Source organism: Burkholderia sp. BC1, assembly GCF_052683555.1.
Genome location: NZ_JBQYLP010000006.1, coordinates 65,555 through 91,877, shown reverse-complemented (window position 1 = coordinate 91,877; position 26,323 = coordinate 65,555). Strand labels below are relative to the sequence as shown.

The window sequence follows — 26,323 nt, the reverse complement described above, 5'->3', positions numbered from 1 at the left end:
GCCGCGCGGGGCAGCCCGGCATTGTAACGCTGCGGGCGGCGGCGGCCGATCAGCGGGCCGGCGGGTGGCCGAGTTTCAGGAAGCGGTAATAGACGGTTTCCGCGTTGAAGACGGCGATCATGAAGCCCGCGCGGCCGTCGAGAAACCCGCGCCGCAGCACGTAAGTGCGGACGAACGCCCAGGCGCCGCGTGCGAGCGCCTTGCCGAAGCCTCCGCGCTGGCCGGCCGCGCGGCGCTGGCGCGCGCCGGCCGTCGAATAGGCGTCGAGCTTGCGCACGACCGTTTCGAAGTCCTCGTAGGAGTAGTGCATCAGCTTGCCGGACAGCCGCTGTGCCGGCGTGTCGAACACGAGGCGTTCGTGCACGAGATCGTCGGAGAAGCGCGCGGTCCCGCGCCGGAACAGGCGCGGCACCCAGTCCGGATACCAGCCGCTGTGGTGGATCCAGCGTCCGCAGAAGCTCGACAGCCGGTCGAGCGCATAGACGTCGGCGGCCGGCGTGCGGATCGCGTCGCGGATCGACTGCGCAAGTTCGGGGCTGACCACTTCGTCGGTGTCGAGCGACAGGATCCAGTCGGTATCGAGCGCGTCGAGCGCGCGGTTCTTCTGCGGGCCGAAGCCCGGCCAGTCGCGCTCGACGATTACGCGCGCACCGTGCGCCTGCGCGATCGCGACCGTGTCGTCGGTGCTGCCGCCGTCGATGACGACGATGTCGTCGGCGAACGTCAGCGCATCGAGGCACTGCGCGAGCCGCGCGGACGCATTGAGGGCGATGAGAGCGACGCCGAGGGTGGGTTCAGCCATGAAAATCGTCGGAAAGGCGGAGAAAACGTGAGCGGCAGTATACCTGCCGGCCCGCATCGTGCCCGCGGCATCGGCCGCGGGGCGCGACGAGGCGGTGCGGCTATAATGTTGGGCCATTTTCGGCGCCGGCCCGACGGGCAGGATCCCGGGCGGGCGCGCGCCGCGCGCCGCGCCGCGGCTCAAGAAGGATCGCCTTGGAAACCCAGAACACTCTTCGCAAACCGATGAACGGCACGGGCACGTCGCCGGTCACGGTCTTCAAGCGCCTGTGGCCGTATATCCGGCCGCTCGTCGGCATCGTGCTGCTCGCCATCGTCACGATGGGGGTCGTGGCGGGCACCGAAGCCGGCATTCCGGCGCTGCTCAAGCCGCTCCTCGACCACGGTTTCGGCGCGCACGGCAGCGACAGCGCGAAATGGTACGTGCCGATCGCGGTGATCGGCCTCGCGCTCATCCGCGGCGTATCGCAGTACGCGTCGAATTACCTGCTCAACTACGTCTCGAACCGCATCCTGCTGCAGCTGCGGCTCGAGATGTTCCAACGCATGATCCATACCGGCGCGTCGTTCTTCCAGCGCGAAACCGCGAGCACGGTGATCAATGCGATCGTGTTCGAGGTCAATCAGATCCTGTCGGTGCTGACCGGCGTGATGGTCACGCTCGTGCGCGATTCGCTGACGGTCGTGTTCCTGCTCGGCTATCTGTTCTACCTGAACTGGCGGCTGACGCTGATCGTCGCGGTGATCCTGCCGGGCATCGGCTGGCTGGTCAGCAAGATCAACCGGCGCTTGCGCCGCCTGAACCGCGAGCACCAGACGCTCACGAACGAGCTGTCGTACATCGTCGAAGAGACGGTCGGCGGCTACAAGGTGGTCAAGGTGCACAACGGCGAATCGTACGAGATCGACCGTTTCACCGCGATGAGCAAGCGGCTGCGCGGCTACGCGATGCGCATGACGATCTCGGGCGGGCTCGCGCAGCCGCTCACGCAGTTCCTCGCGTCGATCGCGCTCGCCGTCGTGATCACGATCGCGGTCGTGCAGTCGTCGAACGATCAGACGACGGTCGGCGGCTTCGTCGCGTTCGTCACGTCGATGCTGCTCGTCATTTCGCCGCTGAAGCACCTGATCGACGTGAACCAGCCGCTGCAGCGCGGGATGACCGCCGCCGAACTGATCTTCGGGCTGATCGACGAGCCCGCCGAACCGCAGGGCGGCGGCCGGCCGCTTGCGCGGGCACGCGGCGAAATCGAGTTCCGCGACGTGTCGTTCGATTACGGCGCGACCGAGCGGCCGACGCTCGACCGCATCTCGTTCAACGTCGCGCCGGGCGAGATGATCGCGCTTGCCGGGCCGTCCGGCAGCGGCAAGACGACGCTCGTGAACCTGCTGCCGCGTTTCTTCGATCCGACCGGCGGCGCGATTCTGCTCGACGGCGTGCCGATCGCCGAGTTCGACCTCCATGCGCTGCGCGGCCAGATGGCGATGGTGAGCCAGGACGTCGTGTTGTTCAACGACACGATCGCCGCGAACGTCGCATACGGGCAAACGCCCGACCGCGCGCGCGTGCAGGCCGCACTCGAGGCCGCGAACCTCGCCGACGCGGTCGCCGCGATGCCGGACGGGCTCGATACGGTGGTCGGCGGCAACGGGATGCGGCTGTCGGGCGGCCAGCGCCAGCGGCTCGCGATCGCACGCGCGATCTACAAGGATGCGCCGATCCTGATCCTCGACGAAGCGACGTCCGCACTCGATTCGGAATCGGAGCGCCACGTGCAGGCGGCGCTCGAGCGGCTGATGGAAGGGCGCACGACGCTCGTGATCGCGCATCGACTCTCGACGATCGAGCGTGCGGACCGCATTCTCGTGCTCGAAGCGGGCAAGATCGTCGAATCGGGCAGCCACGACGAGCTGCTGCGCCACGGCGGTCTCTATGCGCACCTTCATCGGATCCAGTATCAGCAGCAGGCGGCGTGACGTGCGGAGGCTTGTCCCGCCGATATGCTAGTCTTCCCCGCGCAGTCCCGCTGTTTCCGATTCGACGTGACAACACGGAGGGAACGACAATGAAGAAGACGCACCGGATGGCGCTCGCTGCGCTGATCGCGGCCGGGTTCGCCGCACAGGGAGCCTTCGCGCAGGATCACGGCAACCACGACAATCACGGCGGCCCCGGCATGCAGCGCGGCCATGGTCCGAAGCACGTACCGCCGGGCCAGGCCAAGCGTCGCGGCGACGACCGCGACCACGACGTGCCGCCGCGCTGGGCCGACGAGCCGCGCCGCGACTGGCACAAGGGCGACCGGCTGCCGCCCGAGTTCCGCGAGCGCCAGTACGTGGTCGACGACTGGCGCGGCTATCATCTGAGCCCGCCGCCGCGCGGCTATCAGTGGGTCGGCATCGGCGGCGACTATCTGCTCGTGCAGATCGGTTCGGGCCTCGTGCTGCGCGTCGGTCCGTAACGGCGCGATCCCCATGCGGCTGCCGCGCGTGCGCGCGGCCGCCGTGTCACTTTCCGGCCGCCGCGCGCCGGAACCAGCGCCGTTCGACGCGCGACATCACCCAGCACACGCCGAGCGCGCACAGCGTGCCGAGCGCGACTTCACCGAGCCGCATCAGCGGAATGTCCCAGAGCGGGCCGTTGCCCGGAAACAGCAGCACGATCGTCGCGGTGACGCCGCCGAGCCGTGCCGCGCTGCCCACATTCAGACACCAGCAGCAGACGATCACGACCGCGACCGTCAGCGCATAGGCGAGCATCCGGTCGCCGCCGAGCGCCGCGCCCGCGAAGCCGAGCACGCCGCCGACCATCGCGCCGATGAACTGGTCGCGCGACAGCGACATCGTGTCCGAGTAATTGTGCTGCGTGACCGCGATCGCGGTGATCGCGGCCCACACGGCCTGTTCGGTGTGCAGCGCGCGGCCGATCGCATACGCGAGGCAGGCGCCGCACACGGCCTGGAACGCCATCAGCCCGCCTTGTGCGAGCCGCTCGCCGAACGTCAGGCCCTTGAACAGATCGAAGATCGACTGCTGGATCTGCTGGCGTGCTTCGTTGAGTGTCCGGATCGTATCCATCGTGCGTCGGTCGAGAAACGGAGGACGGCGTGTGCCGCGTTCAGTGCGCCTGTTCCGGCGATGCGGCCGCCGGTTCGTCGGCCGGCGAATCGCCGTTCTCGACGCGCGTCTCCGGCATTCCGAGCCATACCAGCAGCACGGCGAGCGCGCCGGCGCCCGCGAGCCCGAAGAAGCTGACCGCATTGCCGAAATGATCGGCGACGTAGCCGGCCGCCGCGGTGCTGAGCGTCGCGCCGATCCCGGCCGCGAGCCCGAACAGGCCGATGCAGAGGTTGTAGCGCCCCTTGCCGCCCGCGACGTCGGCCGCGATCAGCGGCAGCATCACGCCGAACACGGCCGCGCTGATGCCGTCGAGCATCTGCACCGGCACGAGCAGGTAAGGGCTGCTGACGCCGGCGAACAGCAGCGCACGCACGGGCAGCGCCGAGAAGCCCAGCAGCAGGATCGGCCGGCGGCCCCAGCGCTGCGCCGAACGGCCGACCCACGGGGAGAGCATCGCGACGATCGCCTGCGGCACGATGATGCACGCCGCGATCACGAGCTGCACGTTCTCGCCCATCCCGGCCGTCACTTCGCCGGCCGCGAGGTTCAGCATCGCCGCGTTCGACAGGTGGAACAGCACGACGCACGCCGCGAAGATCAGCATCCGGCGGTCGCGCAGCAGTTCGAGCAGCGTTTCGCGCTCTTCGCTTTCATCGCCCGCGTCGCGTTTCGACGACGATCGCGGGATCACTTCGTGTGTCGGCTGGATCATCGCCAGCGCGAACAGCGCGGGCAAGGCGAGCACCGCGGTCAGCCAGAACACCGCGCGCGCGGAGAAATATTCGCCGGTGAGCCCCATCAGGCCGGCGGCGACCGCGCTGCCGATCGAGGCCCAGCGCGCATTGCGGCCGAGCCGGTCGCCGAGATCGGCGCGACCGACGAGCGAGAAAGAGATCGCGGCCATCGCCGGCACGAGCATGCAGCTCGCGAAGCCGTGGAACACCTCGGCCGCGATCACCGGCACGATCGTCGGGCTCGACGCGAGCAGCACGGCGGACAGGATGATCGCGGCGATCGCCCAGGCGGCCGCGCCTTTCTTGTTCTTGAGCGCGTCGACGGCGGCGCCGCCCGGCACTTGGCTCACCATCGCGCTGATCGTGCCGATCGACAGCACCATCCCGATCTCGCCCTGCGTCCACTTGTGCGACGCGAGGTACGACGCGATGAACGGACCGAACCCGGTTTGAACGTTTGCCACGAAGAAGTTGAGCCAGTCGAGAGCGCGCAGACTGCGGACGCTGACGGAATGCTTGATCGTCATCGGGCAGTACTCGCAGACGAAGCCGGTGCCGGTGCAACGGGCGGGTAGACCGCGACGATCGGCTTGTCGGCCGCGTAGGGCGGCGCGGCCTTGATCTGTGCGTCGCTCAGGTCGAGCTGCGGATGCAGCGCCTTGTCGCGCGTGACGAAGCGCAGCGCGCCCCAGCTCGCGGCGATCGAACGGCGGTCGGTATTGACGAGGCCGCCGAGGTCGAGCACGACGGCCTGCGGCTGGGCGGCGCGGTCGATCAACACGTCGACGACGCGGCCGATCTTCGTGCCGTTCGGGCGCTCGACGTCGCTGTCGAGCATCGGCAGCCGCGTCGTCGGCGAGGCGGCTGCCGAACCCGACAGCGGCACGGGCTTCGGCCGCGCGGCCGGCGGCAGGTCGCCCGACGGCACGTCGAGCACGATCGGTTCCTGTTTGCCGCCCGGCGTGAAGCGGAACACGTTCCACGGGAAGATGACCTTGCGGTCGCCCACGCCCATGAAGCCTTGCAGGTTGACGACCATCTCGCGCGGCTTGCCGCCCGCGTCGACCACCATGTCGACCGCGCGGCCGATCACCTTGCCGTTGCGTCGCGCGACTTCGCTGTCGAGCAGCGCATGGATCTGGGTGCGGTCGAGCGGACGCGTCGCGACGATCGGCGGGGGCGGAGGCGGAGGCGGTGTCGGCGCTTCGGTGCGCTGCACGGGTTTCGGGCGCGCGACCTCGTGGTGCGGTTTCTTCGGCGCTTCCGGTTCCTCCGGGCGCGTCGGCGCGGGTACGGGCGGCATCGTCAGCGGCTCGCCGGCGGTTTCTTCGACCGGCTCGACCAGCGCCTCGCTGATCGGTGCGGGCGGGTTCTGGACCGGCAGCAGCCCGCAGCCGGACAGCAGCGCGGCGGCGGCGAGAATCAGGAAGACCGTCGACGACGGCAACGACATGCGGGATGCGGGAAACGGAAGTCCGCCGCTCATTGACACTCACTCCAAGGGTCGGGGCGGGCCCGGAGGCACGCGGCTGGCGATGGATGGCGGGTGCGGGCGGCGCACCACGCGAGGTGAGAGTTTAACGTGTCTTCCTTTCAGGACCGATTTCGGTTGCGACACGGCGGCGGTTCGCCGCAGCGGTGCCGCGATCGCTGCGCGACCCGCGGCCGCGCGAAGGGTCGCGAAACGGGTGGCGGGCCGCGTCGCGCAGCGGTTCCACGCGCGACGGGCGCGAGAGAGGAGGCGAAGACGGCGTCGCCGTCAGCCACGCGTGCGCACGACGATGCCGGCGCACGCGCGAATGCGCGCGTTTACGCGAGCGGATACCACGCGTCGGTGAATTCGCTGACCTCGACGTCGGTCAGCTCGGGGCGTGCGGCGAGCCATGCGCGCACCGCTTCGCGGTCCGCCTCGGTGGTCGTGCCGCGCGGCGCGCCGGAAATCACGTACGCGCCGATGCCGTCGTCGGCGGACGCGACGGTCAGCAGGCCGTTCGCTTCGACGAAATCGATGAACGCATCGATCAGCTGGCCGCGTTCGAGGTCGCTCAGCTCGCGGCGGTATTGCGCGGTCGCGTTGAACGCGAGTTCCTGGAATTCGCCGATGTGGAGTTTCTTGCGCTGACGGCGGTTGTGGCGTTGGCTCATGATGCGGGATGAATGAGAGTGGGGAACGGAATGCGCCGCGCGCCGCACGATGCGGCGCCGCGGCGGTTGCGCGCACGGACTGCGCGCGGATGCTACATCAGCACGATATCGTACTGCTCCTGACTCAGGTTCGACTCCACCTGCAGCGACACCGGCTTGCCGATGAAGTCGATCAGCATCGCCAGATGCTGCGACTCCTCGTCGAGGAACAGGTCGATCACCTGCTGCGCGGCGATCACGCGGAATTCGCGCGGATTGAACTGGCGCGATTCGCGCAGGATCTCGCGCAGGATGTCGTAGCAGACGGTACGCGACGTCTTCACCTGGCCCTTGCCCTGGCACGTCGGACACGGCTCGCACAGTACGTGCGCGAGCGATTCGCGCGTGCGCTTGCGCGTCATCTCGACGAGCCCGAGCTGTGAGAAGCCGTTGACGGTCACGCGCGTGCGGTCGCGCGACAGCGCCTTCTTCAGCTCGGACAGCACCGCGTCGCGATGCTCGGCGTTCTCCATGTCGATGAAGTCGATGATGATGATCCCGCCGAGATTGCGCAGCCGCAGCTGCCGCGCGATCGTATGCGCGGCTTCGAGATTGGTCTTGAAGATCGTGTCGTCGAAGTTGCGCGCGCCGACGTAGCCGCCGGTGTTCACGTCGATCGTCGTCATCGCCTCGGTCTGGTCGATCATCAGATAGCCGCCCGATTTCAGATCGACGCGGCGCGACAGCGCACGCTGGATCTCCGTCTCGATGTTGTAGAGGTCGAACAGCGGCCGCTCGCCGGTGTAGTGGTGCAGCTTCGGGCTCACGGCCGGCGTGAACTCGGCCGCGAATTCCGCGAGACGCTGATACGTTTCGCGCGAGTCGACCTGGATGCGCGTCGTGTCGTCGTTCGCGAAATCGCGCAGCACGCGCTGCGCGAGATCGAGATCCTGATAGAGCAGGCTCGTCGCCGGCAGCCGCTGCGCCTGCGCGACGATCGTCGCCCAGGTCTTGCGCAGATAGGCGACGTCGGCCGCCAGTTCCTCGGACGTCGCGTCTTCCGCGATCGTGCGCACGATATAGCCGCCTTTCTCGTCCGGCGGGATCACGGCCGTCAGGCGCGCGCGCACGGCTTCGCGCTCGGCCTCGCTCTCGATCTTCTGCGAGATGCCGATGTGCGGCTCCTGCGGCAGATAGACGAGCGTGCGGCCCGCGATGCTCACTTGCGTCGACAGACGCGCGCCCTTCGTGCCGATCGGATCCTTGATCACCTGGACCATCAGCGTCTGGCCCTCGAACACGGTTTTCTCGATCGGCTGGTGGTGGGCCGCGCCCGACGGCGGCTCGCCGGCGATGCGCGGCTGCCAGATGTCGGCGACGTGCAGGAACGCCGCGCGTTCGAGGCCGATGTCGATGAACGCCGATTGCATGCCGGGCAGCACGCGCACGACCTTGCCGAGATAGATGTTGCCGACGCGTCCGCGCGACAGCGTGCGCTCGACGTGAAGCTCCTGCACCGCACCTTGCTGCACGAGTGCGACGCGCGTTTCCTGCGGCGTGAGGTTGATCAGGATTTCTTCGTTCATGGTGCGGTTCAGAAGGCGACGCGCGCGGCGCGCAGCAGCGCGGCTGTCTCAAAAAGGGGCAGACCCATGATACCCGAATGGGAGCCGTCGATTCGCTCGACGAACTCGGCCGCGCGCCCCTGGATCGCGTATGCGCCGGCCTTGCCGAACGGTTCGCCGGTGTCGACGTAGCGCATCAGCGCATCGCGCGGCGCGGCCGCGAAGCGCACCGACGAGCGCGACAGCGCGGGCGGCAGCAGCGCACCGTCCGCGCCGATCACCGCGACGGCAGTCAGCACCTCGTGCGCGCGGCCCGCGAGACGCGTCAGCATCGCGAGCGCGTCGTCGGCGTCGGCCGGCTTGCCGAGGATCGCGCCGTCGATCGTCACCGTCGTGTCGGCGACGAGCACCGGCGCGGCCGGCTTGCCGCTCGCGACGAGCCGCGCACGTGCGGCCTCGGCTTTCGCGACGGTCACGCGCCGCACGTACGTGTCGGCGGCTTCGCCGGGCAGCTCCGCTTCGAGCGCCTCGGCGTCCTCGTCGGCGCGCGGCAGCAGCAGTTCGAAACGCACGCCGATCTGCTGCAGCAGCTCCTGGCGGCGTGGGCTTTGCGAAGCGAGGTAAAGGGTCGGGAAAAGGGCGGGGGACAGGCTGGACGGCATGGTGTCGTTATCTCGTTGAGCGCGCGGGCCGCGCGTCGCGAGGACGACGCGTCATGCGCGGTGATAAGGGTGATTCTGCGTGATGCTCCACGCCCGGTAAAGCTGTTCGGCGAGCAGCACGCGCACCATCCCGTGCGGCAGCGTCATGCTCGAGATGCGCAGCAACAGGTCGGCGCGCGCTTTCAGTTCCGGATCGAGCCCGTCGGCGCCGCCGATCACGAACGCGACGTCGCGGCCGTCCTGCTGCCAGCCGGGCAGCGCCTGCGCGAGCTGCATCGTGGTCCAGTCGCGGCCGCGCTCGTCGAGCGCGACGATGCGCGCACCCTTCGGCAGCGCGGCGTCGATCTTCTGCCGCTCGGCCGCCATCACGCTTTCCGCGCTGCGGCCGCCGGAACGCAGCTCGGGCTTGATCTCGCGCAGTTCGATGCGCAGCTCGGGCGGCATCCGCTTCGCGTATTCGTCGAAGCCGGACGCGATCCAGCCGGGCATCTTGTGGCCGACCGCGAGGATGAAGAGCTTCATCGGCAACGCTTAGCGACGGCGCGCGGGTGCCTTGCGTGCGGGACGGGCGGGTGCGTCGCCGGCTTCGTCTTCGTCCTCGTCGTCGGCGGCCGTCGCGCCGTTCGGGCCCTTGCCGCCGCCGAGCTTCATCCGCACCGGCTTGTCGCCCCAGATTTCCTCGAGGTTGTAGTACTGGCGCAGCGCCGGTTGCAGGATGTGCACGACCGCGTCGCCGCAGTCGACCAGCACCCATTCGCCGGTGTCTTCGCCCTCGGAGCTGACGACGTCGCCGCCGGCTTCCTTGACCTTCTCGCGCACGTTCGACGCGAGCGCCTTGGTCTGGCGGTTCGAGGTGCCCGATGCGACGACCACGCGGTCGAACAGCTCGGTCAGGTGGCTGGTGTTGAACACCTTGATGTCTTGCGCCTTGACGTCTTCGAGAGCGTCGACGATCACGCGCTGCAGTTTGCGGATATCCATGGAGTCAGGAATGGTAGAGACGATGTTGAAGAATATAGGCCCATACGGCGGCCGGCACATGTTCGGCCGGCGCGTCGGGCATGTGCGCGTGCCGCGCGATGCATGCGCGCAGATGCGCGCGGATATCGGTTGCGGCGATGTCGAACGCGAGCGTCGTGTCGATCAGCAGATGGCCGCTCGGCGTGGCCTTCAGCACGTCGGCGCCGGCTTTACGCGCGGCGATCTCGCGCGCGACGGCCGGCGATGCGGTGCCGAGGTCGAAACCGGGCCGCGTCGCCGCGCACACGTGCGCGTAGTCGAACAGCCTGTGCCAGTCGCGCCACGTGTCGAGGCGCACGAGCTGATCCGCACCGATCAGCAGCGACAGCGACGCGTCGGGACCGATCCGTTCGCGCCAGCGCGCGAGCGTCTCGACCGTATAGGTCGGGCCGTCGTGCTCGATCTCGTCGGTTGCGACCTCGACGCGCACGCCGGGCAGCGCAAGCGAGCCGGCCGCGGCGCGCGTCATCGCGAGCCGGTGCTCGGCGGCCGACACGTCGCGCTTCTGGTACGGCTGCCCGGCGGGCAGCAGCACGAGCTCGGTCAGGCCGAGCACGTCGGCGAAGCGTCGCGCGAGCGCGAGATGGCCGTCGTGAATCGGGTCGAACGTGCCGCCCAGCAGGCCGATGCGACGCGATAGCGGGCGCGGCTGCGGGGCGGGGCGGGCGGTGGTGTTCAGAAACGCGTCCTCTCGTAGGGGGCGGCCGGCGACGGGCTCAGACCCAGTCGCGCGGCACGATGAAGTCGTTGTACAGGCGCGCTTCCGGCGAGCCGGGCTCGGGCTGCCAGTTGTAGCGCCAGTTCGCGACGGGCGGCATCGACATCAGGATCGACTCGGTCCGGCCGCCGCTTTGCAGGCCGAACAGCGTGCCGCGGTCGAACACGAGATTGAATTCGACGTAGCGGCCGCGACGGTACGCCTGGAAATCGCGCTCGCGCTCGCCGTACGGCAGCGCCGCGCGGCGCTCGACGATCGGCAGATACGCGGGCAGGAAGGCGTCGCCGACGCTCTGCATCATTTCAAACGAACGTTCGAAGCCGGGCTCGGAGAAATCGTCGAAGAAGATCCCGCCGACACCGCGCATCTCGTTGCGATGCTTGAGGAAGAAATACTCGTCGCACCACTTCTTGAAGCGCGGATACAGCTCGGCGCCGAACGGATCGAGCGCGTCCTTGCAGGTGCGGTGGAAGTGCCGCGCGTCGTCCTCGAAGCCGTAAACCGGTGTCAGATCCATGCCGCCGCCGAACCAGAAGATCGGCGCTTCGCCGGGCTTCGTCGCGATCAGCATCCGCACGTTCATGTGCACGGTCGGGCAGTACGGGTTGCGCGGATGCAGCACCAGCGACACGCCGAGCGCCTCGAAGCCGCGCCCCGCGAGCTGCGGCCGCGCGGCGCTCGCGGACGGCGGCAGCGCGTCGCCGGCCACGTCGGAGAAGCCGATCCCCGCGCGTTCGAACACGCGGCCGCCTTCGAGGATCCGCGTGCAGCCGCCGCCGCGCAGCCGCTCGGCGGGGCCGCGCTGCCAGATGTCGGTCGCAAGCGGCGTGCCGTCGAGCGCGCCGAGCGCATCGGCGATGCGTGTCTGCAGGCCCTGGAGATACGTGCGCACGCGCGCCACGTCGTAGGTCGAATCGGTCATGTCTGAACTGAACGCCCCCGCGCGCGGCGGGGGCCGTAAAAAAGGCTTCTGCCGCGCATTCTAGCGAACCGCGGCAGCCGGCACGACGCACCGCGCGGCGGTGCGCCGGCCGCCGGCGTCATGCGCTCTTGCGGCTGAGTGCGCGGTGGCCGATGTCGCGGCGGTACTGCATGCCTTCGAAATTGATCTGGTTGATCGTGTCGTACGCATGCTGCTGCGCTTCGCGCACCGAATCGGCGAGGCCGACGACGCACAGCACGCGGCCGCCCGACGTGACGAGCTTGTCGCCGTCGAGCGTCGTGCCCGCATGGAACGTCACGGCCTGTTCGGATTCCGCCGGGATGCCGTTGATGCGGTCGCCCTTGCGCGGCGCGTCGGGGTAGCCGTGCGCGGCGAGCACGACGCCGAGCGCGGTGCGGCGGTCCCAGTCGAGCTCGACCGTATCGAGCGTACCCGCGATCGCCTGCTCGACGACCTTCGAGAAATCGCTCTTCAGGCGCGCCATGATCGGCTGCGTCTCCGGATCGCCCATCCGGCAGTTGAATTCGAGCGTGCGCGGATTGCCTTCCTTGTCGATCATCAGGCCGGCGTACAGGAAGCCCGTGAAGCGGATGCCGTCCTTCTCCATCCCGCGCACGGTCGGCATGATGATCTCGCGCATCACGCGCGCATGCATCTGCGGCGTGACGATCGGCGCCGGCGAATATGCGCCCATGCCGCCGGTGTTCGGGCCGCGATCCTCGTCGAGCAGACGCTTGTGGTCCTGGCTCGAGGCGAGCGCGAGCGCGTGCTTGCCGTCGACCATCACGATGAAGCTCGCTTCCTCGCCGTCGAGGAATTCCTCGATCACGACGCGTGCGCCGGCGTCGCCGAGCTTGTTGCCCGACAGCATCATGTCGACCGCTTCGTGCGCTTCCTCGAGCGTCATCGCGACGACCACGCCCTTGCCGGCCGCGAGGCCGTCGGCCTTCACGACGATCGGCGCGCCTTTCGCGTCGATGTAGGCGTGCGCGGCGGCCGCGTCCGAGAAGGTCTCGTAGTCGGCAGTCGGAATGCCGTGCCGCTTCATGAATGCCTTCGCGAAATCCTTCGAGCTCTCGAGCTGCGCGGCTTCGCGCGTCGGCCCGAAGATCTTCAGGCCGCGCGCGCGGAACAGGTTGACGATGCCGGCCGCGAGCGGCGCTTCGGGCCCGACGAGCGTGAATGCGACGCCTTCGCTTTCCGCGAAGTCGGCGAGCGCGTCGAGCGACGTGATGTCGACGTTCTTCAGACGCTCGTCCTGCGCCGTGCCGCCATTGCCGGGCGCGACATAGACCATCTGGACGCGCGGCGATTGCGCGAGCTTCCACGCGAGCGCATGTTCGCGGCCACCGGAACCGACGACGAGTAGTTTCATGGGATTCCCCGCAGACTAGAAAACAGGGCGGCCGGCACGCTCAGGCGCGCCGGCCGCGAAACCGGGCGGGCCGCCGCTGCGACGTGCGCGCGGCGGCCGGCATCTCATTCCTCGACGATGACGGCGTTCGTGTACACCTCCTGCACGTCGTCGAGGTTCTCGAGCGCGTCCAGGAGCTTCTGCATCTTCACCGCATCGTCGCCGGTGAACTCGACTTCGTTTTGCGGCTTCATCGTCACTTCGGCGAGTTCGGCCTTGAAGCCGGCGGCTTCGAGCGCGTCCTTCACCTTCGAGAATTCCTGCCAGTCGCACAGCACTTCGATCGAGCCGTCCTCGTTCGTGCTGACGTCGTCCGCGCCGGCTTCGAGCGCCGCTTCCATCAGCGCGTCTTCCGACGTGCCCGGTGCGAACAGGAACTGGCCGACGTGATCGAACATGAATGCGACGGAACCGTCGGTGCCCATGTTGCCGCCGAACTTCGAGAATGCATGACGCACTTCGGCGACCGTGCGCGTGCGGTTGTCGGTCAGCGTGTCGACGATGATGGCTGCGCCGCCGATGCCGTAGCCTTCGTAGCGGATTTCCTCGTAGTTCGCGCCGTCCGCGCCGCCGACGCCGCGATCGATCGCGCGCTTCACGTTGTCCTTCGGCATGTTCGCGTCGGCCGCCTTGTCGACCGCGAGACGCAGGCGCGGGTTCGAGCTCACGTCCCCGCCGCCGAGACGGGCCGCGACCTGGATTTCCTTGATCAGGCGCGTCCAGATCTTGCCGCGCTTCGCGTCGGCCGCTGCTTTCTTATGCTTGATGTTGGCCCATTTCGAGTGACCAGCCATACCTTTCTCCGTGCCCGGGCGCGCTCGCGCGGGCGATAGTGCCAATGTGTCGTTGAATCGGCGGCCGTGGTGGCGGGCGTGAAGCCGCGGGCCGCGCGTGTCGAGTGGAGCGTGATTTTATCACGCGGCGACCGCCCGAACGGCGCGCCGCGCCTGGCCGAACGGCCGGGACGGCCGCGCCGCGCGGCATGCGCGCGGGCGGCCGGCCGCCGCTGTGTCAGTTCTTGGTGCCGAACAGGCGGTCGCCCGCGTCGCCGAGGCCCGGCACGATGTAGGCGTGTTCGTTCAGGTGCGAGTCGAGCGACGCGACGAACAGCTTCACGTCGGGGTGCGCGTCCTGGAACACCTGTACGCCCTCGGGCGCGGCCACGAGCGCGACGAACATGATGTTCGCGGCCGGCACGTTGCGGCGCTTCAGCACGTCGACGGCGTGCACGGCCGAATAGCCGGTCGCGACCATCGGGTCGCACAGGATGAAGATGCGGTCGTCGAGATCGGGCAGCCGCACGAGATATTCGACCGGCCGATGATCGTCCGCACGATAGACGCCGATATGGCCGACGCGCGCGGACGGGATCAGGTCGAGCAGGCCGTCCGACATCCCGACGCCCGCACGCAGTACGGGCACGATCGCGAGCTTCTTGCCCGCGATCACCGGCGCATCGATCTCGACGAGCGGGGTTTCGACCCGCTTCGTCGTGATCGGCAGATTGCGGGTGATCTCGTAGCCCATCAGCAGCGTGATCTCGCGCAGCAGTTCGCGGAACGTGCGCGTCGACGTGTCCTTGTCGCGCATGTGCGTGAGCTTGTGCTGGATCAGCGGGTGATCGAGGATGAAGAGATTCGGGAAACGGCTGTCCTGTTTCATGACGGGGGAGCGCCTTGCGGCAAAAGGGGATCGGGAGGGCGGCGGCAGGCGCAAGCCGGTCGCGCGCGCATGGTCGCAATTTTACCAAGGCGCGCCGCGCGATCCGGATATTATCGACGTCTCACGACAACCCGCGCGCCGCGCGCGTCCGTGCGGCCGGTGCGCGGCGCGACGGAATCCGCGCCGGCGCGCGTCGCAACCCTGAGGAAATCGACGATGGATCTCGGCATCGAAGGAAAGACCGCGCTCGTCTGCGCGGCGAGCAAGGGGCTCGGGCGCGGCTGCGCGCAGGCGCTGGCCGCCGAAGGCGTGAATCTCGTGATCGTCGCGCGCACGCGCGCGACGCTCGAGGAAACCGCGGAGGAAATTCGCGCGGCATCGAACGTGTCGGTCACGGCCGTCGCCTGCGACATCACGACGCCCGAGGGCCGCGCTGGCCGCGCTGGCCGCGTGCCCGCAGCCCGACATTCTCGTGACGAATGCGGGCGGCCCGCCGCCCGGCGACTTCCGCGATTTCTCGCACGACGACTGGATCCGCGCGCTCGAAGCGAACATGCTCACGCCGATCGAGCTGATCCGCGCGACCGTCGACGGCATGATCGCGCGGCGCTTCGGCCGCATCGTCAACATCACGAGCTCGGCCGTGAAGGCGCCGATCGACGTGCTGGCGCTGTCGAACGGCGCGCGCTCGGGGCTGACCGGCTTCGTCGCCGGGCTCGCGCGCAAGGTCGCGCCGCACGGCGTGACGATCAACAACCTGCTGCCGGGGCTGTTCGACACCGACCGCATCGCCACGACGCTCGCGGCGGCCGCGAAGGCGCAAGGCGTGACGGTCGACGAACTGCGCGCGCGGCGCGCGAAGGAAATCCCGGCCGGCCGTCTCGGCACGCGCGAAGAGTTCGGCGCCGCCTGCGCGTTCCTCTGCAGCGTGCATGCCGCGTATATCACCGGCCAGAACTGGCTGCTCGACGGCGGCGCGTACCCCGGCACGTTCTGACACCGCGCACGCCAGGCGCGTGCCATACCGTCAACGACAATCACAACCCTGAAGGACGAAGGATCTGGAGATGAGCAAACCCCGCATCGCACTGATTGCGCACGACGCGAAGAAGGACGAGATCGTCGCACTCGCGGGCCAATACCGCGCGGTCCTCGCGCAATGCCGGCTGGTCGCCACCGGCACGACGGGCGGCCGGATCGCGGCCGCGCACGGGCTCGAGGTCGAGCGCAAGCTGTCGGGACCGCTCGGCGGCGACCTGCAGATCGGCGCGGAACTGGCGGACGGGCGCGTCGACGTCGTCGTGTTCCTGCGCGATCCGATGACCGCGCAGCCGCACGATCCCGACATCACCGCGCTCGTGCGCGCGTGCGACGTGCACAACGTGCCGGTCGCGACCAACGTCGCGACCGCGCGGATGCTGCTCGACGATCTGGCGCGGACGATGCAGGACGTCTGTTAGATCGACGCGAAGCGCGCCGCGACGGCGGTCTCGCCGGCACGGCTGCCGCGCAAGCCTGCGCGCCGCAGGCCGACGGCGCACCGGTTCCCGCATCGCGGCGCAACGCATGCGGCGAAAGCCCGGCGTCAGCCGCGCGTCGCGCGAAGCGTTCGGCCGTCTGCGCGATGCCCCTGCGCGCATGTAGGGATTGCGAAGACGCGCTGCGAAATCGCGCACGACGCGCGAGAATCGCGCGGTGCGTGCGCGCGTCCGAACCAACGCGTCGCCGTCCGGCCGACGCCGACGCGCTGGCCGCATTGCATTCCACCCAACGAGGAGCGAAACGATGCCGAAAGCAATCCGATACGACCAGCCCGGCGGCCCGGACGTGATGAAGTGGGTCGACGTCGAGGTCGGCGCGCCGCAGGCGGGCGAAGTCCGCATCAAGCAGCATGCGGTCGGGCTCAACTACATCGACGTGTACTTCCGTACCGGCCTCTATCCGCAGCCGCTGCCTGGCGGCCTCGGCATGGAGGCGGCCGGTGAGGTGACGGCCGTCGGCGAAGGCGTCGGCGCGCTGAAGGTCGGCGACCGCGTCGCGTACGTCGCACAGCCGCCCGGCGCCTATGCGCAGGAACGCGTGCTGTCGGCCGAGCGCGTCGTGAAGCTACCCGACGGGATCGGCTACGACGACGCGGCGTCGGTGATGCTGCAGGGCCTGACGGCCCATTACCTGCTGCGCCGCACATATCCGGTGAAGGCCGGCGATACGATCCTGATCCACGCGGCCGCCGGCGGCGTGGGGCTGCTCGTGTGCCAGTGGGCGAAGGCGCTCGGCGCGACCGTGATCGGCACGGTCGGCTCCGACGAGAAGGCCGAGCTCGCGAAGGCGCATGGCTGCGATCATCCGATCGTCTATACGCGCGAGAACTTCACGCAGCGCGTGAAGGAGGTCACGAACGGCGCGGGCGTGCCCGTCGTCTACGATTCGATCGGCAAGGACACGTACATCGGCTCGCTCGACTGTCTCGCGCCGCTCGGCTATTTCGTCAGCTTCGGCAACGCGTCGGGCCCGCTGCCGCCGATCGACTCGAAGGAATTCTCGTCGCGCGGCTCGCTGTTCTTCACGCGGCCGACGCTGTTCTCGTACATCGCGAAGCGCGCCGATCTCGAATCGGCGGCCGCCGAGCTGTTCGACGTGATCCTGTCGGGCAAGGTGAAGACGAGCATCAATCAGCGCTATCCGCTCGCGGAAGTCGGCCGCGCGCATGCCGATCTCGAAGCGCGCAAGACGACCGGCTCGACGGTTCTCGTTCCCTGATCGCTGCTTTTGCCTAGTGCGTGCCGGCGCTGCGCCGGCACGCATCCTCGCGGGCGGCAGTCGCACTGCCGCCCGTCCTGCCCGCCGTTTTCACCGTTTCCACCGTTTCGCATCGCCTCGCGTTCGCCGCGGCGGGCGTTTACGCGTTTTTTATATCCGCGCGATCACCTTTGATCCGTTCTTTACGCGCCTTCCCATAATGTTCGAGTCGTCCGATTTCGACGACGGAGAACACAAAAATGGATGGGGTTTTCATCGGCGCACTGGCGGTCTTTACCGCGCTGATCCTCGGCTTGATCGCCGGTTGCGAGAAGCTCGCGCAATACGGCCGCGGGGGGCGCGCATGACCTGGATGCTGTGGCTCGCGGGGATGTCCGCCGCGCTGTTGTTCGCGTATCTCGTCTATGCGCTGCTGCGCGCGGAGGACATCGAATGAACGCGAACAACCTGTTTCAGACGCTGCTGTTCGTCGTCGTGCTGCTCGCGGCCGCCGTACCGGTCGCGCGCTATCTGACGGCCGTGATGGACGGCAGCTCGCGCGTCGTGCGCGTGTTCGCGCCGCTCGAACGCGTGTTGTATCGCATCGCCGGCGTCGACGCCGGCACCGAGATGAACTGGAAGCAGTATGCGATCGCGACGATCGCGTTCAACGCGCTCGGTGCGCTGTTCCTCTATGCGCTGCTGCGCGTGCAGGGCATGCTGCCCGGCAACCCGCAGCAGTTCGGCGCGATGACCGTCGACGGCGCGTTCAACACGGCCGTCAGCTTCGTCACCAACACGAACTGGCAGGACTACACGCCCGAGCAGACGGTCAGCTATCTGACGCAGATGCTCGGCCTGACCGTGCAGAACTTTCTGTCGGCGGCGACCGGCATCGTCGTCGTGATCGCGCTGATCCGCGGCTTCGCGCGCCACACGGCGCAGACGATCGGCAACGTCTGGGTCGATCTCACGCGCGTGACGCTCTACGTGCTGGTGCCGATGGCCGCGATCGTCGCCGCGCTGCTGATGAGCCAGGGCGTGATCCAGAACCTGAAGGCGTACCAGGACGTGCCGGTGCTGCAGGCGAGCACCTATGCGGCGCCGAAGCTCGACGCGCAGGGCAACGCTCTCAAGGACGACAAGGGCAACGCGGTGACGGTGCCCACGCCGCTCACGAAGCAGACGCTCGCGATGGGCCCGGTCGCGTCGCAGGAAGCGATCAAGATGCTCGGCACCAACGGCGGCGGCTTCTTCAACGCGAATTCCGCGCATCCGTTCGAGAACCCGACGCCGTTCGCGAACTTCCTGCAGATCTTCGCGATCCTGATCATCCCGGCCGCATTGTGTCTCGTGTTCGGCCGCATGATCGGCGATCGCCGGCAGGGCATCGCCGTGCTTGCGGCGATGACGGTCGCGTTCGCGGTCGCGATCGGCGTCGAGGTCAGCGCCGAGCAGGCCGGCTATCCGACGCTCGCTGCACTGCACGTCGACCAGTCGACAAGCGTGCTGCAGCCGGGCGGCAACATGGAAGGCAAGGAAACGCGCTTCGGCATCGCGCAGACGGGCCTCTTCACGGTCGCGACGACGGCCGCGTCGTGCGGCGCCGTCGACACGATGCACGATTCGCTGACGCCGCTCGGCGGCCTCGTGCCGATGCTGCTGATGCAGCTCGGCGAGGTCGTGTTCGGCGGTGTCGGCTCGGGGCTCTACGGGATGCTCGTATTCGCACTGCTCGCGGTATTCGTCGCGGGGCTGATGATCGGCCGCACGCCCGAATACGTCGGCAAGAAGATCGAGTCGTACGAGATGAAGATGGTGTCGATCGTCGTGCTGCTCACGCCGCTGCTCGTGCTGGTCGGCACGTCGATCGCCGTGCTGGCCGATGCGGGCAGGGCCGGCATCGCGAACCCGGGCCCGCACGGCTTCTCGGAAATCCTCTACGCGTTCAGCTCGGCCGCGAACAACAACGGCAGCGCGTTTGCGGGCCTGACGGTCGGCACGCCGTTCTACAACTGGATGACCGCGATCGCGATGTGGTTCGGCCGCTTCGGCACGATCGTGCCGGTACTGGCGATCGCCGGCTCGCTCGCGGCGAAGAAGCGCATCGCCGCGACGAGCGGCACGCTGCCGACGCACGGCCCGCTGTTCGTCGTGCTGCTGCTCGGCACGGTGCTGCTGGTCGGCGCGCTGACCTACGTGCCGGCGCTCGCGCTCGGCCCGGGCGTCGAGCATCTGATGATGTGGCTGGGCGCATGACGCGCGGCCGAAACGACAAGGCATCGAAGAGATCGCAATGACTCAACATTCCGCTACCCGCTCCATGTTCGACCCGGCGCTCGTGCGTCCGGCGATCGTGGCGTCGTTCAAGAAACTCACGCCGCGTACGCAGTTCCGCAACCCGGTGATGTTCTGCGTGTACGTCGGCAGCATCCTGACGACGGTGCTGTGGATCGCCGCGCTCACCGGGCAGGCCGATGCGCCGGCCGGCTTCATCCTCGCGATCGCGCTGTGGCTCTGGTTCACGGTGCTGTTCGCGAACTTCGCGGAGGCGCTCGCCGAAGGGCGCTCGAAGGCGCAGGCCGCGTCGCTGCGCAGCGCGAAGAAGGACGTGATGGCGAAGAAGCTCAACGAGCCGCATCCGAAGTCGCCGATCCGTATCACGACCGCGTCCGATTTGCGCAAAGGCGACGTCGTGCTGGTCGAGGCCGGCGACGTGATTCCGGCCGACGGCGAGGTCGTCGACGGCGTCGCGTCGGTCGACGAATCGGCGATCACCGGCGAATCGGCGCCGGTGATCCGCGAGTCGGGCGGCGACTTCTCGTCGGTGACGGGCGGCACGCGCGTGCTGTCCGACTGGATCGTCGTGAAGGTGACGGCGAACCCCGGCGAAGCGTTTCTCGACCGGATGATCGCGATGGTCGAAGGCGCGAAGCGCAAGAAGACGCCGAACGAAGTCGCACTGACGATCCTGCTCGTGGCGCTGACGATCGTGATGCTGCTCGCGACCGCGACGCTGCTGCCGTTCTCGATGTTCTCGGTCGACGCGATGAAAGCCGGCCACGTGGTGACGATCACGGCGCTCGTCGCGCTGCTCGTCTGCCTGATCCCGACGACGATCGGCGGCCTGCTGTCCGCGATCGGCGTGGCCGGGATGAGCCGGATGATGCAGGCGAACGTGATCGCGACATCGGGCCGCGCGGTCGAGGCGGCCGGCGACGTCGACGTGCTGCTGCTCGACAAGACCGGCACGATCACGCTCGGCAATCGCCAGGCGTCGCTGTTCGTGCCCGCGCCCGGCGTGACGGAGGAGGCGCTCGCCGACGCCGCGCAGCTCTCGTCGCTCGCCGACGAGACGCCGGAGGGCCGCAGCATCGTCGTGCTCGCGAAGGAGCGCTTCAACATCCGCCAGCGCGACATGGCGCAGCTGCATGCGACCTTCCTCGGCTTCTCCGCGCAGACGCGCATGAGCGGCGTCGATCTGCCCGGCCGCGAAATCCGCAAGGGTGCGGCCGACGCGATCAAGCGCTATGTCGAGTCGCACGGCAGCCGCTTTCCCGACGAAGTGCGCCGCGCGGTCGACGACGTCGCGCGCCGCGGCAGTACGCCGCTCGTCGTGGCCGAGCTGCAGCAGGGCACGGCGCGCGTGCTCGGCGTGATCGAGCTGAAGGACATCGTGAAGGGCGGCATCAAGGAGCGCTTCGCGGAGCTGCGCAAGATGGGCATCAAGACCGTGATGGTGACGGGCGACAACCGGCTGACGGCCGCGGCGATCGCGGCGGAGGCAGGCGTCGACGATTTCCTCGCGGAAGCGACGCCGGAAACCAAGCTTGCGACGATCCGCGCGCATCAGGCGGCCGGGCGCCTCGTCGCGATGACGGGCGACGGCACCAACGACGCACCGGCGCTCGCGCAGGCCGACGTCGCGGTCGCGATGAACACCGGCACGCAGGCCGCGAAGGAAGCGGGCAACATGGTCGACCTCGATTCGAATCCGACCAAGCTGATCGAGATCGTCGAGATCGGCAAGCAGATGCTGATGACGCGCGGCTCGCTGACGACGTTCTCGATCGCGAACGACATCGCGAAGTATTTCGCGATCATCCCGGCCGCGTTCGTGACGACCTATCCGCAGCTGAAGGTGCTCGACATCATGCATCTGAGCTCGCCCGCGTCGGCGATCCTGTCGGCCGTGATCTTCAACGCGCTGATCATCGTCGCGCTGATTCCGCTTGCGCTGAAGGGCGTGACGTACCGGCCGCTCGGCGCCGCGTCGCTGCTGCGCCGCAACCTGCTCGTGTACGGGCTCGGCGGCGTGCTGCTGCCGTTCCCGTTCATCAAGCTGATCGACATGACGCTCGCCGCGCTCGGCTGGGCCTGATGCGCCACTCGAAGGAACCATCATGAAATCGTTGATTCGTCCGCTCGTCGTGATCTTTGTCGTACTGACCGCCGTCACGGGGCTCGCGTATCCGGCGGTGCTGACCGCGTTCGGCCAGGCCGTGTTCCCGTCGCAGGCGAACGGCAGCCTGATCGAGCGCAACGGCCAGGTCGTCGGCTCCGCGCTGATCGGCCAGTCGTTCGACGCGCCGAAGTACTTCTGGGGGCGGCTGTCGGCCACCTCGCCGATGCCGTACAACGCGGCCGGCTCGGGCGGCTCGAACCTCGGCCCGCTGAATCCGTCGCTCGCCGAGCAGGTGAAGGCGCGCATCGCCGCGCTGCGCGATGCGGGCACCGACCTGTCGAAACCGGTGCCGGTCGATCTCGTGACGGCGTCGGCGAGCGGCCTCGATCCGGAGATCACGCCGGCCGCTGCCGCCTACCAGATCGAACGCGTCGCGAACGCGCGCCATCTCTCGCGCGAGACGGTCGCGCAGCTCGTCGCCGCGAACACGACGGCGCGCCAGTTCGGCGTGCTCGGCGAGCCGCGCGTGAACGTGCTGAAGCTGAATCTCGCGCTCGACGCGGCGCAGGCCGCACACTGAGCATGCGGCGCGGCACGTGGCGTCCGGCGCGGCACGTGCCGCGCCGGGTGCGGGTTTTTCGACGGCGCGCGCGCCGTCTTTGCCTTTTGCGGCGATTTGGACCGACAATGCCCTCACTTGCGCGCTCCCGGGCGCTCCGCCTTCCGCCAGCATGAACCGCCCCGATCCCGACCAACTGCTCGACAAGCTGCAACGCGACGAGGAAAAGCAGCGGCGCGGCCGGCTCAAGATCTTCTTCGGCGCGTCGGCCGGCGTCGGCAAGACCTATGCGATGCTGCAGGCCGCGCGCCAGCGCAGGCAGGACGGCGTCGACGTCGTGGTCGGCATCGTCGAGACGCACGGCCGCGGCGAAACCGCCGCGCTGCTCGACGGCCTCGACGTGCTGCCGCTCGCGCGCCTCGACTATCGCGGCCGCACGCTCGCCGAATTCGATCTCGACGCCGCGCTCGCGCGCGCGCCGCAGCTGATCCTCGTCGACGAACTCGCGCATTCGAACGTGCAGGGCGCGCGCCACCTGAAGCGCTGGCAGGACGTCTACGAGCTGCTCGACGCGGGCATCGACGTCTATACGACCGTCAACGTCCAGCATCTTGAAAGCCTGAACGACGTGGTCGGCGCGATCACCGGCATCCGCGTCCGGGAGACCGTGCCCGACCGCGTGTTCGATGCGGCCGACGAAGTCACGCTGGTCGACCTGCCGGCCGAGGAGCTGCTCGCGCGGATGCGCGACGGCAAGGTCTATCTCGCGCAGCAGGCCGAGCGCGCGGTGCGCAACTTCTTCCGCAAGGGCAACCTGATCGCGCTGCGCGAACTGGCGTTGCGTCGCACCGCCGATCGCGTCGACGCGCAGATGCGCGAATACCGCGCAGACCGCTCGATCCAGCGCATCTGGCAGGCGCGCGAACGCTTGCTCGTCTGCGTCGGCCCCGGCGCCGAGGCGCCGACGCTCGTGCGTGCGGCTGCGCGGCTCGCCGCGAGCCTGAAGGCCGACTGGATTGCCGTCTATGTCGAGACGCCGCGCCTGCAGCGGCTGCCCGATGCCGAGCGGCAGCGCACGCTCGACGCGCTGAAGCTCGCGGCCGAACTCGGCGCGGAGACGGCCACGCTCGCCGGCAGCGATGCGGTCGCCGCGCTGATCGGCTATGCGAAGGTGCGCAACGTGTCGAAGCTCGTCGCGGGCGGCTCGCAGAAGAGCGGCCTCGCGCGCTGGTTCGCACGGCCGTTCGGCGACAAGCTCGCCGAGTGCGCGGGCGACGTCGACCTGATGTTGATCCGTGCGTCGGCGAGCGACGAGGTGCGCGCGGCACCGCTCGATGCGCGCGTGCGCGACTGGCGCGACACGTTCGCGCGGCTCGGCGGCCATCGTTCGCCGCCGCGCCACTATGCGTACGCGGCCGCGATCTGCGCGGCGATCACGGTCGTCGCGAGCGTCGTCGCCGAGCGGCTCGACCTGACCAATCTCGTGATGCTGTACCTGCTCGGCGTCGTGTTCTCCGCCGTGCGGCTCGGCCGCGGCCCGGGCGTGCTGCAGTCGTTTCTGTCGGTGGCCGCGTTCGATTTCTTCTTCGTGCCGCCGCGCATGTCGCTGTCGGTCAGCGACACGCAGTACCTGCTGACCTTCTTCGGGATGCTCTTGACGTCGCTCGTGATCAGCCACCTGACGTCGAGCCTCACGCGCGAGGCCGACCTCGCGCAGCGCCGCGAACGCCGCACCGGCGCGATCTATGCGATGGCGCGCGAGCTGGGCGCCGCGCTCACGACCGAACAGATCGTCGAGATCGGCAGCCGCCACGTCGGCGAGGTGTTCCGCGCGCGCGTCGCGATCCTGCTGCCGGACAGCGCGGACCAGGTGCAGCAGAAGATCGAGGAACCCGACGCGACCGTCACGCTGACGGGTGCCGAGCTCGACAGCGACGTCGGCCAGTGGGTGTACGACCAGCAGAAGCCGGCCGGCCGCGGCACCGACACGCTGCCCGCGACGACGGCGCTGTATCTGCCGCTGAAGGCGCCGATGCGCACGCGCGGCGTGCTCGCCGTGGCATCGAACGAGCCGCGCGAGCTCGAGATACCGGAGCAACGGCGGATGCTCGACGCGTTCGCCGCGCAGATCGCACTCGCGCTTGAGCGCGTGCATTACGTCGACATCGCGCGCGACGCGCTCGTCAGCATGGAATCCGAGCGGTTGCGCAACTCGCTGCTGTCGGCGATCTCGCACGACCTGCGCACGCCGCTCACGACGATCGTCGGCTTCTCGTCGATGCTCGCGAACGCTCGCGCGGCCGCATCGTCCGGGGACGCGGCCGCTGCCGCGCGCCTCGCGCAGCGCGAGGGCGAGCTCGTCGACTCGATCCACGACGAGGCGCTGCGCATGACCGGCATCGTCACGAACCTGCTCGACATGGCGCGGCTGCAGGCCGGCAGCCTGCAGCTCAAGCGCCAGTGGTCGCTGCTCGAGGAGACGGTCGGCGCGGCGCTGGCCGCCTGCAAGCGCGTGCTCGCGCGCCATCCGGTGCGTGTCGCGCTGCCGTCCGACCTGCCGCTGCTGCAGATGGACGCGGTGCTGATGGAGCGCCTCTTCACCAACCTGTTCGAGAACGCGGCGAAGTACACGCCGCCCGACACGCCGATCGAGATCGGCGCCGAGCGCGCGACCGACGACGGCGCGCCCGACGCAAGACCGTTCGTGCGCGTGCATGTCGACGATCACGGCCCCGGCTTGCCGCCCGGCATGGAAACGCGGATCTTCGACAAGTTCACGCGCGGCGAGAAGGAGTCGGCGACGCCGGGCATCGGGCTCGGCCTCGCGATCTGCCGCGCGATCGTCGAGGCGCACGGCGGTAGAATCGGCGCGCTCAACCGCACCGCGCCCGACGGCCGCGTGACGGGCGCGCGCTTCTGGTTCACGCTGCCGGTCGACACGCCGCCCGACACGCCCGCCGCGCCCGACGACGAACCCGACGCGCTGCCCGCGCCATCCTCCTCCGAACCATCGCCCGACCATGAGTGAACCGAGCCTGACCGTCGTTCTGATCGAGGACGAAAAGCAGATCCGCCGCTTCGTGCGCGCCGCGCTCGAAGAGGAGGACATCGCCGTGTTCGAGGCCGAGACGGGCAAGCAGGGGCTGATCGATGCGGCGACGCGCCAGCCCGATCTCGTGATCGTCGATCTCGGCCTGCCCGACACCGACGGGCTCGACGTGATCCGCGAACTGCGCGGCTGGTCCGAGGTGCCGGTGATCGTGCTGTCCGCGCGCACGCAGGAAGAGGAGAAGGTCGCCGCGCTCGACGCGGGCGCCGACGATTACCTGACCAAGCCGTTCGGCGTGTCCGAGCTGCGCGCGCGGATCCGGGCGCAACTGCGCCGGCGCAACCAGGGCGGCGCGAACGAATCGCCGAAGGTCAGTTTCGGCACCGTGAGCGTCGATCTCGCGCTGCGCCAGGTGTGGCGCGACGGTGAAATCGTCCACCTGACGCCGCTCGAATACCGGCTGCTCGCGACGCTCGTACGGCACGCGGGGCGCGTGCTCACGCACCGTCAGCTGTTGCGCGATGTGTGGGGGCCGTCGCACGTCGAGAGCCATCACTATCTGCGCATCTACATGGCGCACCTGCGCCAGAAGCTCGAGCGCGATCCCGCGCAGCCCGAGCATATCGTCACCGAAACGGGCGTCGGCTACCGGCTCGTCGGCGCCGCGTGAAAGCGGCCCGCGCTGCGGCACGGCGCGGATTTCGTATGACTTCCGCGGCATCGTGTCCGCCGCGCCTCGACACGCGCGGATCCGCACACCGCCGCCCATTCCCCGTTATGCTGACCGTTCCGGAACAATAAACGAGGA

The 26,323-nt window shown here is 68.8% G+C and carries 24 protein-coding genes and 1 pseudogene; 11 read left to right on the top strand and 14 right to left on the bottom strand.

From position 1 onward, the window contains the following. Window positions 1-49: 49 nt before the first annotated feature. Complete coding sequence (locus tag ACSHSS_RS05060; protein WP_035488749.1) at window positions 50-802, bottom strand: glycosyltransferase family 2 protein; 753 nt, start codon at window positions 800-802, stop codon at window positions 50-52. A 224-nt stretch (window positions 803-1,026) separates the two neighbouring features. On the opposite strand from ACSHSS_RS05060, the gene msbA reads away from it, so the two are divergent. Continuing rightward, a complete protein-coding gene (gene msbA, locus ACSHSS_RS05055) occupies window positions 1,027-2,778 on the top strand; it encodes a lipid A export permease/ATP-binding protein MsbA (protein WP_233621202.1) in 1,752 nt (583 codons plus the stop codon). 89 nt (window positions 2,779-2,867) lie between these two features. Beyond that, on the top strand, window positions 2,868-3,263 hold the full coding sequence (locus ACSHSS_RS05050) for an RcnB family protein (RefSeq protein WP_006398732.1): 396 nt from the start codon (window positions 2,868-2,870) through the stop codon (window positions 3,261-3,263). Window positions 3,264-3,309: 46 nt separating this feature from the next. Here ACSHSS_RS05050 and ACSHSS_RS05045 read toward each other — a convergent pair whose 3' ends face one another. The 13 genes from ACSHSS_RS05045 to upp form a co-directional block, all read right to left on the bottom strand. Continuing rightward, window positions 3,310-3,879: an FUSC family protein gene (locus ACSHSS_RS05045; protein WP_006398733.1), complete on the bottom strand. Its 570-nt coding sequence runs from the start codon at window positions 3,877-3,879 to the stop codon at window positions 3,310-3,312. A 40-nt stretch (window positions 3,880-3,919) separates the two neighbouring features. Then, window positions 3,920-5,182, bottom strand: coding sequence for an MFS transporter (locus tag ACSHSS_RS05040; protein WP_155824468.1), 1,263 nt, complete (start codon window positions 5,180-5,182; stop codon window positions 3,920-3,922). Next, a complete protein-coding gene (locus ACSHSS_RS05035) occupies window positions 5,179-6,141 on the bottom strand; it encodes a PRC-barrel domain-containing protein (RefSeq protein WP_445544628.1) in 963 nt (320 codons plus the stop codon). Before ACSHSS_RS05035 ends, ACSHSS_RS05040 begins: the two co-directional genes overlap by 4 nt. A gap of 323 nt (window positions 6,142-6,464) precedes the next feature. After that, window positions 6,465-6,800 (bottom strand): YggL 50S ribosome-binding family protein, encoded by a 336-nt coding sequence (locus ACSHSS_RS05030; RefSeq protein ID WP_006398736.1) that lies wholly within the window; start codon window positions 6,798-6,800, stop codon window positions 6,465-6,467. Window positions 6,801-6,892: 92 nt separating this feature from the next. Next, window positions 6,893-8,365 carry a ribonuclease G gene (rng, locus tag ACSHSS_RS05025; RefSeq protein WP_006398737.1) on the bottom strand — a complete coding sequence of 491 codons (1,473 nt, stop codon included), beginning with the start codon at window positions 8,363-8,365 and terminating at the stop codon, window positions 6,893-6,895. Window positions 8,366-8,373: 8 nt separating this feature from the next. Further along, a complete protein-coding gene (locus ACSHSS_RS05020) occupies window positions 8,374-9,006 on the bottom strand; it encodes a Maf family protein (protein WP_006398738.1) in 633 nt (210 codons plus the stop codon). Between the two features lie 51 nt (window positions 9,007-9,057). Beyond that, a complete protein-coding gene (gene rlmH / locus ACSHSS_RS05015) occupies window positions 9,058-9,528 on the bottom strand; it encodes a 23S rRNA (pseudouridine(1915)-N(3))-methyltransferase RlmH (RefSeq protein WP_006415290.1) in 471 nt (156 codons plus the stop codon). Between the two features lie 9 nt (window positions 9,529-9,537). Further along, on the bottom strand, window positions 9,538-9,987 hold the full coding sequence (gene rsfS / locus ACSHSS_RS05010) for a ribosome silencing factor (RefSeq protein WP_006398740.1): 450 nt from the start codon (window positions 9,985-9,987) through the stop codon (window positions 9,538-9,540). Between the two features lie 4 nt (window positions 9,988-9,991). Beyond that, a complete protein-coding gene (locus tag ACSHSS_RS05005) occupies window positions 9,992-10,705 on the bottom strand; it encodes a nicotinate-nucleotide adenylyltransferase (protein WP_217098901.1) in 714 nt (237 codons plus the stop codon). Window positions 10,706-10,742: 37 nt separating this feature from the next. Then, a complete protein-coding gene (hemF, locus tag ACSHSS_RS05000) occupies window positions 10,743-11,666 on the bottom strand; it encodes an oxygen-dependent coproporphyrinogen oxidase (RefSeq protein WP_445544627.1) in 924 nt (307 codons plus the stop codon). A 118-nt stretch (window positions 11,667-11,784) separates the two neighbouring features. Next, the gene (purD, locus tag ACSHSS_RS04995; RefSeq protein WP_105854743.1) at window positions 11,785-13,062 is read right to left on the bottom strand and encodes a phosphoribosylamine--glycine ligase; all 1,278 of its coding nucleotides are present in this window, start codon (window positions 13,060-13,062) and stop codon (window positions 11,785-11,787) included. A gap of 104 nt (window positions 13,063-13,166) precedes the next feature. Then, window positions 13,167-13,895: a YebC/PmpR family DNA-binding transcriptional regulator gene (locus tag ACSHSS_RS04990; RefSeq protein ID WP_006398745.1), complete on the bottom strand. Its 729-nt coding sequence runs from the start codon at window positions 13,893-13,895 to the stop codon at window positions 13,167-13,169. Between the two features lie 217 nt (window positions 13,896-14,112). After that, window positions 14,113-14,763, bottom strand: coding sequence for a uracil phosphoribosyltransferase (upp, locus tag ACSHSS_RS04985; protein WP_006398746.1), 651 nt, complete (start codon window positions 14,761-14,763; stop codon window positions 14,113-14,115). Window positions 14,764-14,979: 216 nt separating this feature from the next. Here upp and ACSHSS_RS04980 point away from each other — a divergent pair. From ACSHSS_RS04980 to kdpE, 9 genes and pseudogenes are all read left to right on the top strand, one after another. After that, window positions 14,980-15,760, top strand: a pseudogene (locus ACSHSS_RS04980) (SDR family oxidoreductase). Window positions 15,761-15,830: 70 nt separating this feature from the next. Continuing rightward, the gene (locus ACSHSS_RS04975) at window positions 15,831-16,223 is read left to right on the top strand and encodes a methylglyoxal synthase (protein WP_006398748.1); all 393 of its coding nucleotides are present in this window, start codon (window positions 15,831-15,833) and stop codon (window positions 16,221-16,223) included. Between the two features lie 325 nt (window positions 16,224-16,548). Then, complete coding sequence (locus tag ACSHSS_RS04970) at window positions 16,549-17,523, top strand: quinone oxidoreductase family protein (protein WP_217060925.1); 975 nt, start codon at window positions 16,549-16,551, stop codon at window positions 17,521-17,523. Window positions 17,524-17,866: 343 nt separating this feature from the next. Then, window positions 17,867-17,959, top strand: a complete 93-nt coding sequence (kdpF, locus tag ACSHSS_RS04965) for a K(+)-transporting ATPase subunit F (protein ID WP_012212987.1) — start codon at window positions 17,867-17,869, stop codon at window positions 17,957-17,959. Then, entirely contained in the window at window positions 17,956-19,761 is a 1,806-nt protein-coding gene (gene kdpA, locus ACSHSS_RS04960) for a potassium-transporting ATPase subunit KdpA (protein ID WP_445544626.1), read from the top strand. Before kdpF ends, kdpA begins: the two co-directional genes overlap by 4 nt. A 37-nt stretch (window positions 19,762-19,798) precedes the next feature. Beyond that, window positions 19,799-21,883: a potassium-transporting ATPase subunit KdpB gene (gene kdpB, locus ACSHSS_RS04955; RefSeq protein WP_445544625.1), complete on the top strand. Its 2,085-nt coding sequence runs from the start codon at window positions 19,799-19,801 to the stop codon at window positions 21,881-21,883. 22 nt (window positions 21,884-21,905) lie between these two features. After that, a complete protein-coding gene (kdpC, locus tag ACSHSS_RS04950) occupies window positions 21,906-22,487 on the top strand; it encodes a potassium-transporting ATPase subunit KdpC (protein ID WP_105854740.1) in 582 nt (193 codons plus the stop codon). A 151-nt stretch (window positions 22,488-22,638) separates the two neighbouring features. Then, the gene (locus ACSHSS_RS04945) at window positions 22,639-25,494 is read left to right on the top strand and encodes a DUF4118 domain-containing protein (RefSeq protein WP_445544624.1); all 2,856 of its coding nucleotides are present in this window, start codon (window positions 22,639-22,641) and stop codon (window positions 25,492-25,494) included. Next, complete coding sequence (kdpE, locus tag ACSHSS_RS04940) at window positions 25,487-26,185, top strand: two-component system response regulator KdpE (protein ID WP_006398756.1); 699 nt, start codon at window positions 25,487-25,489, stop codon at window positions 26,183-26,185. The genes ACSHSS_RS04945 and kdpE overlap by 8 nt, the downstream gene beginning before the upstream one ends. Window positions 26,186-26,323 lie beyond the last annotated feature (138 nt).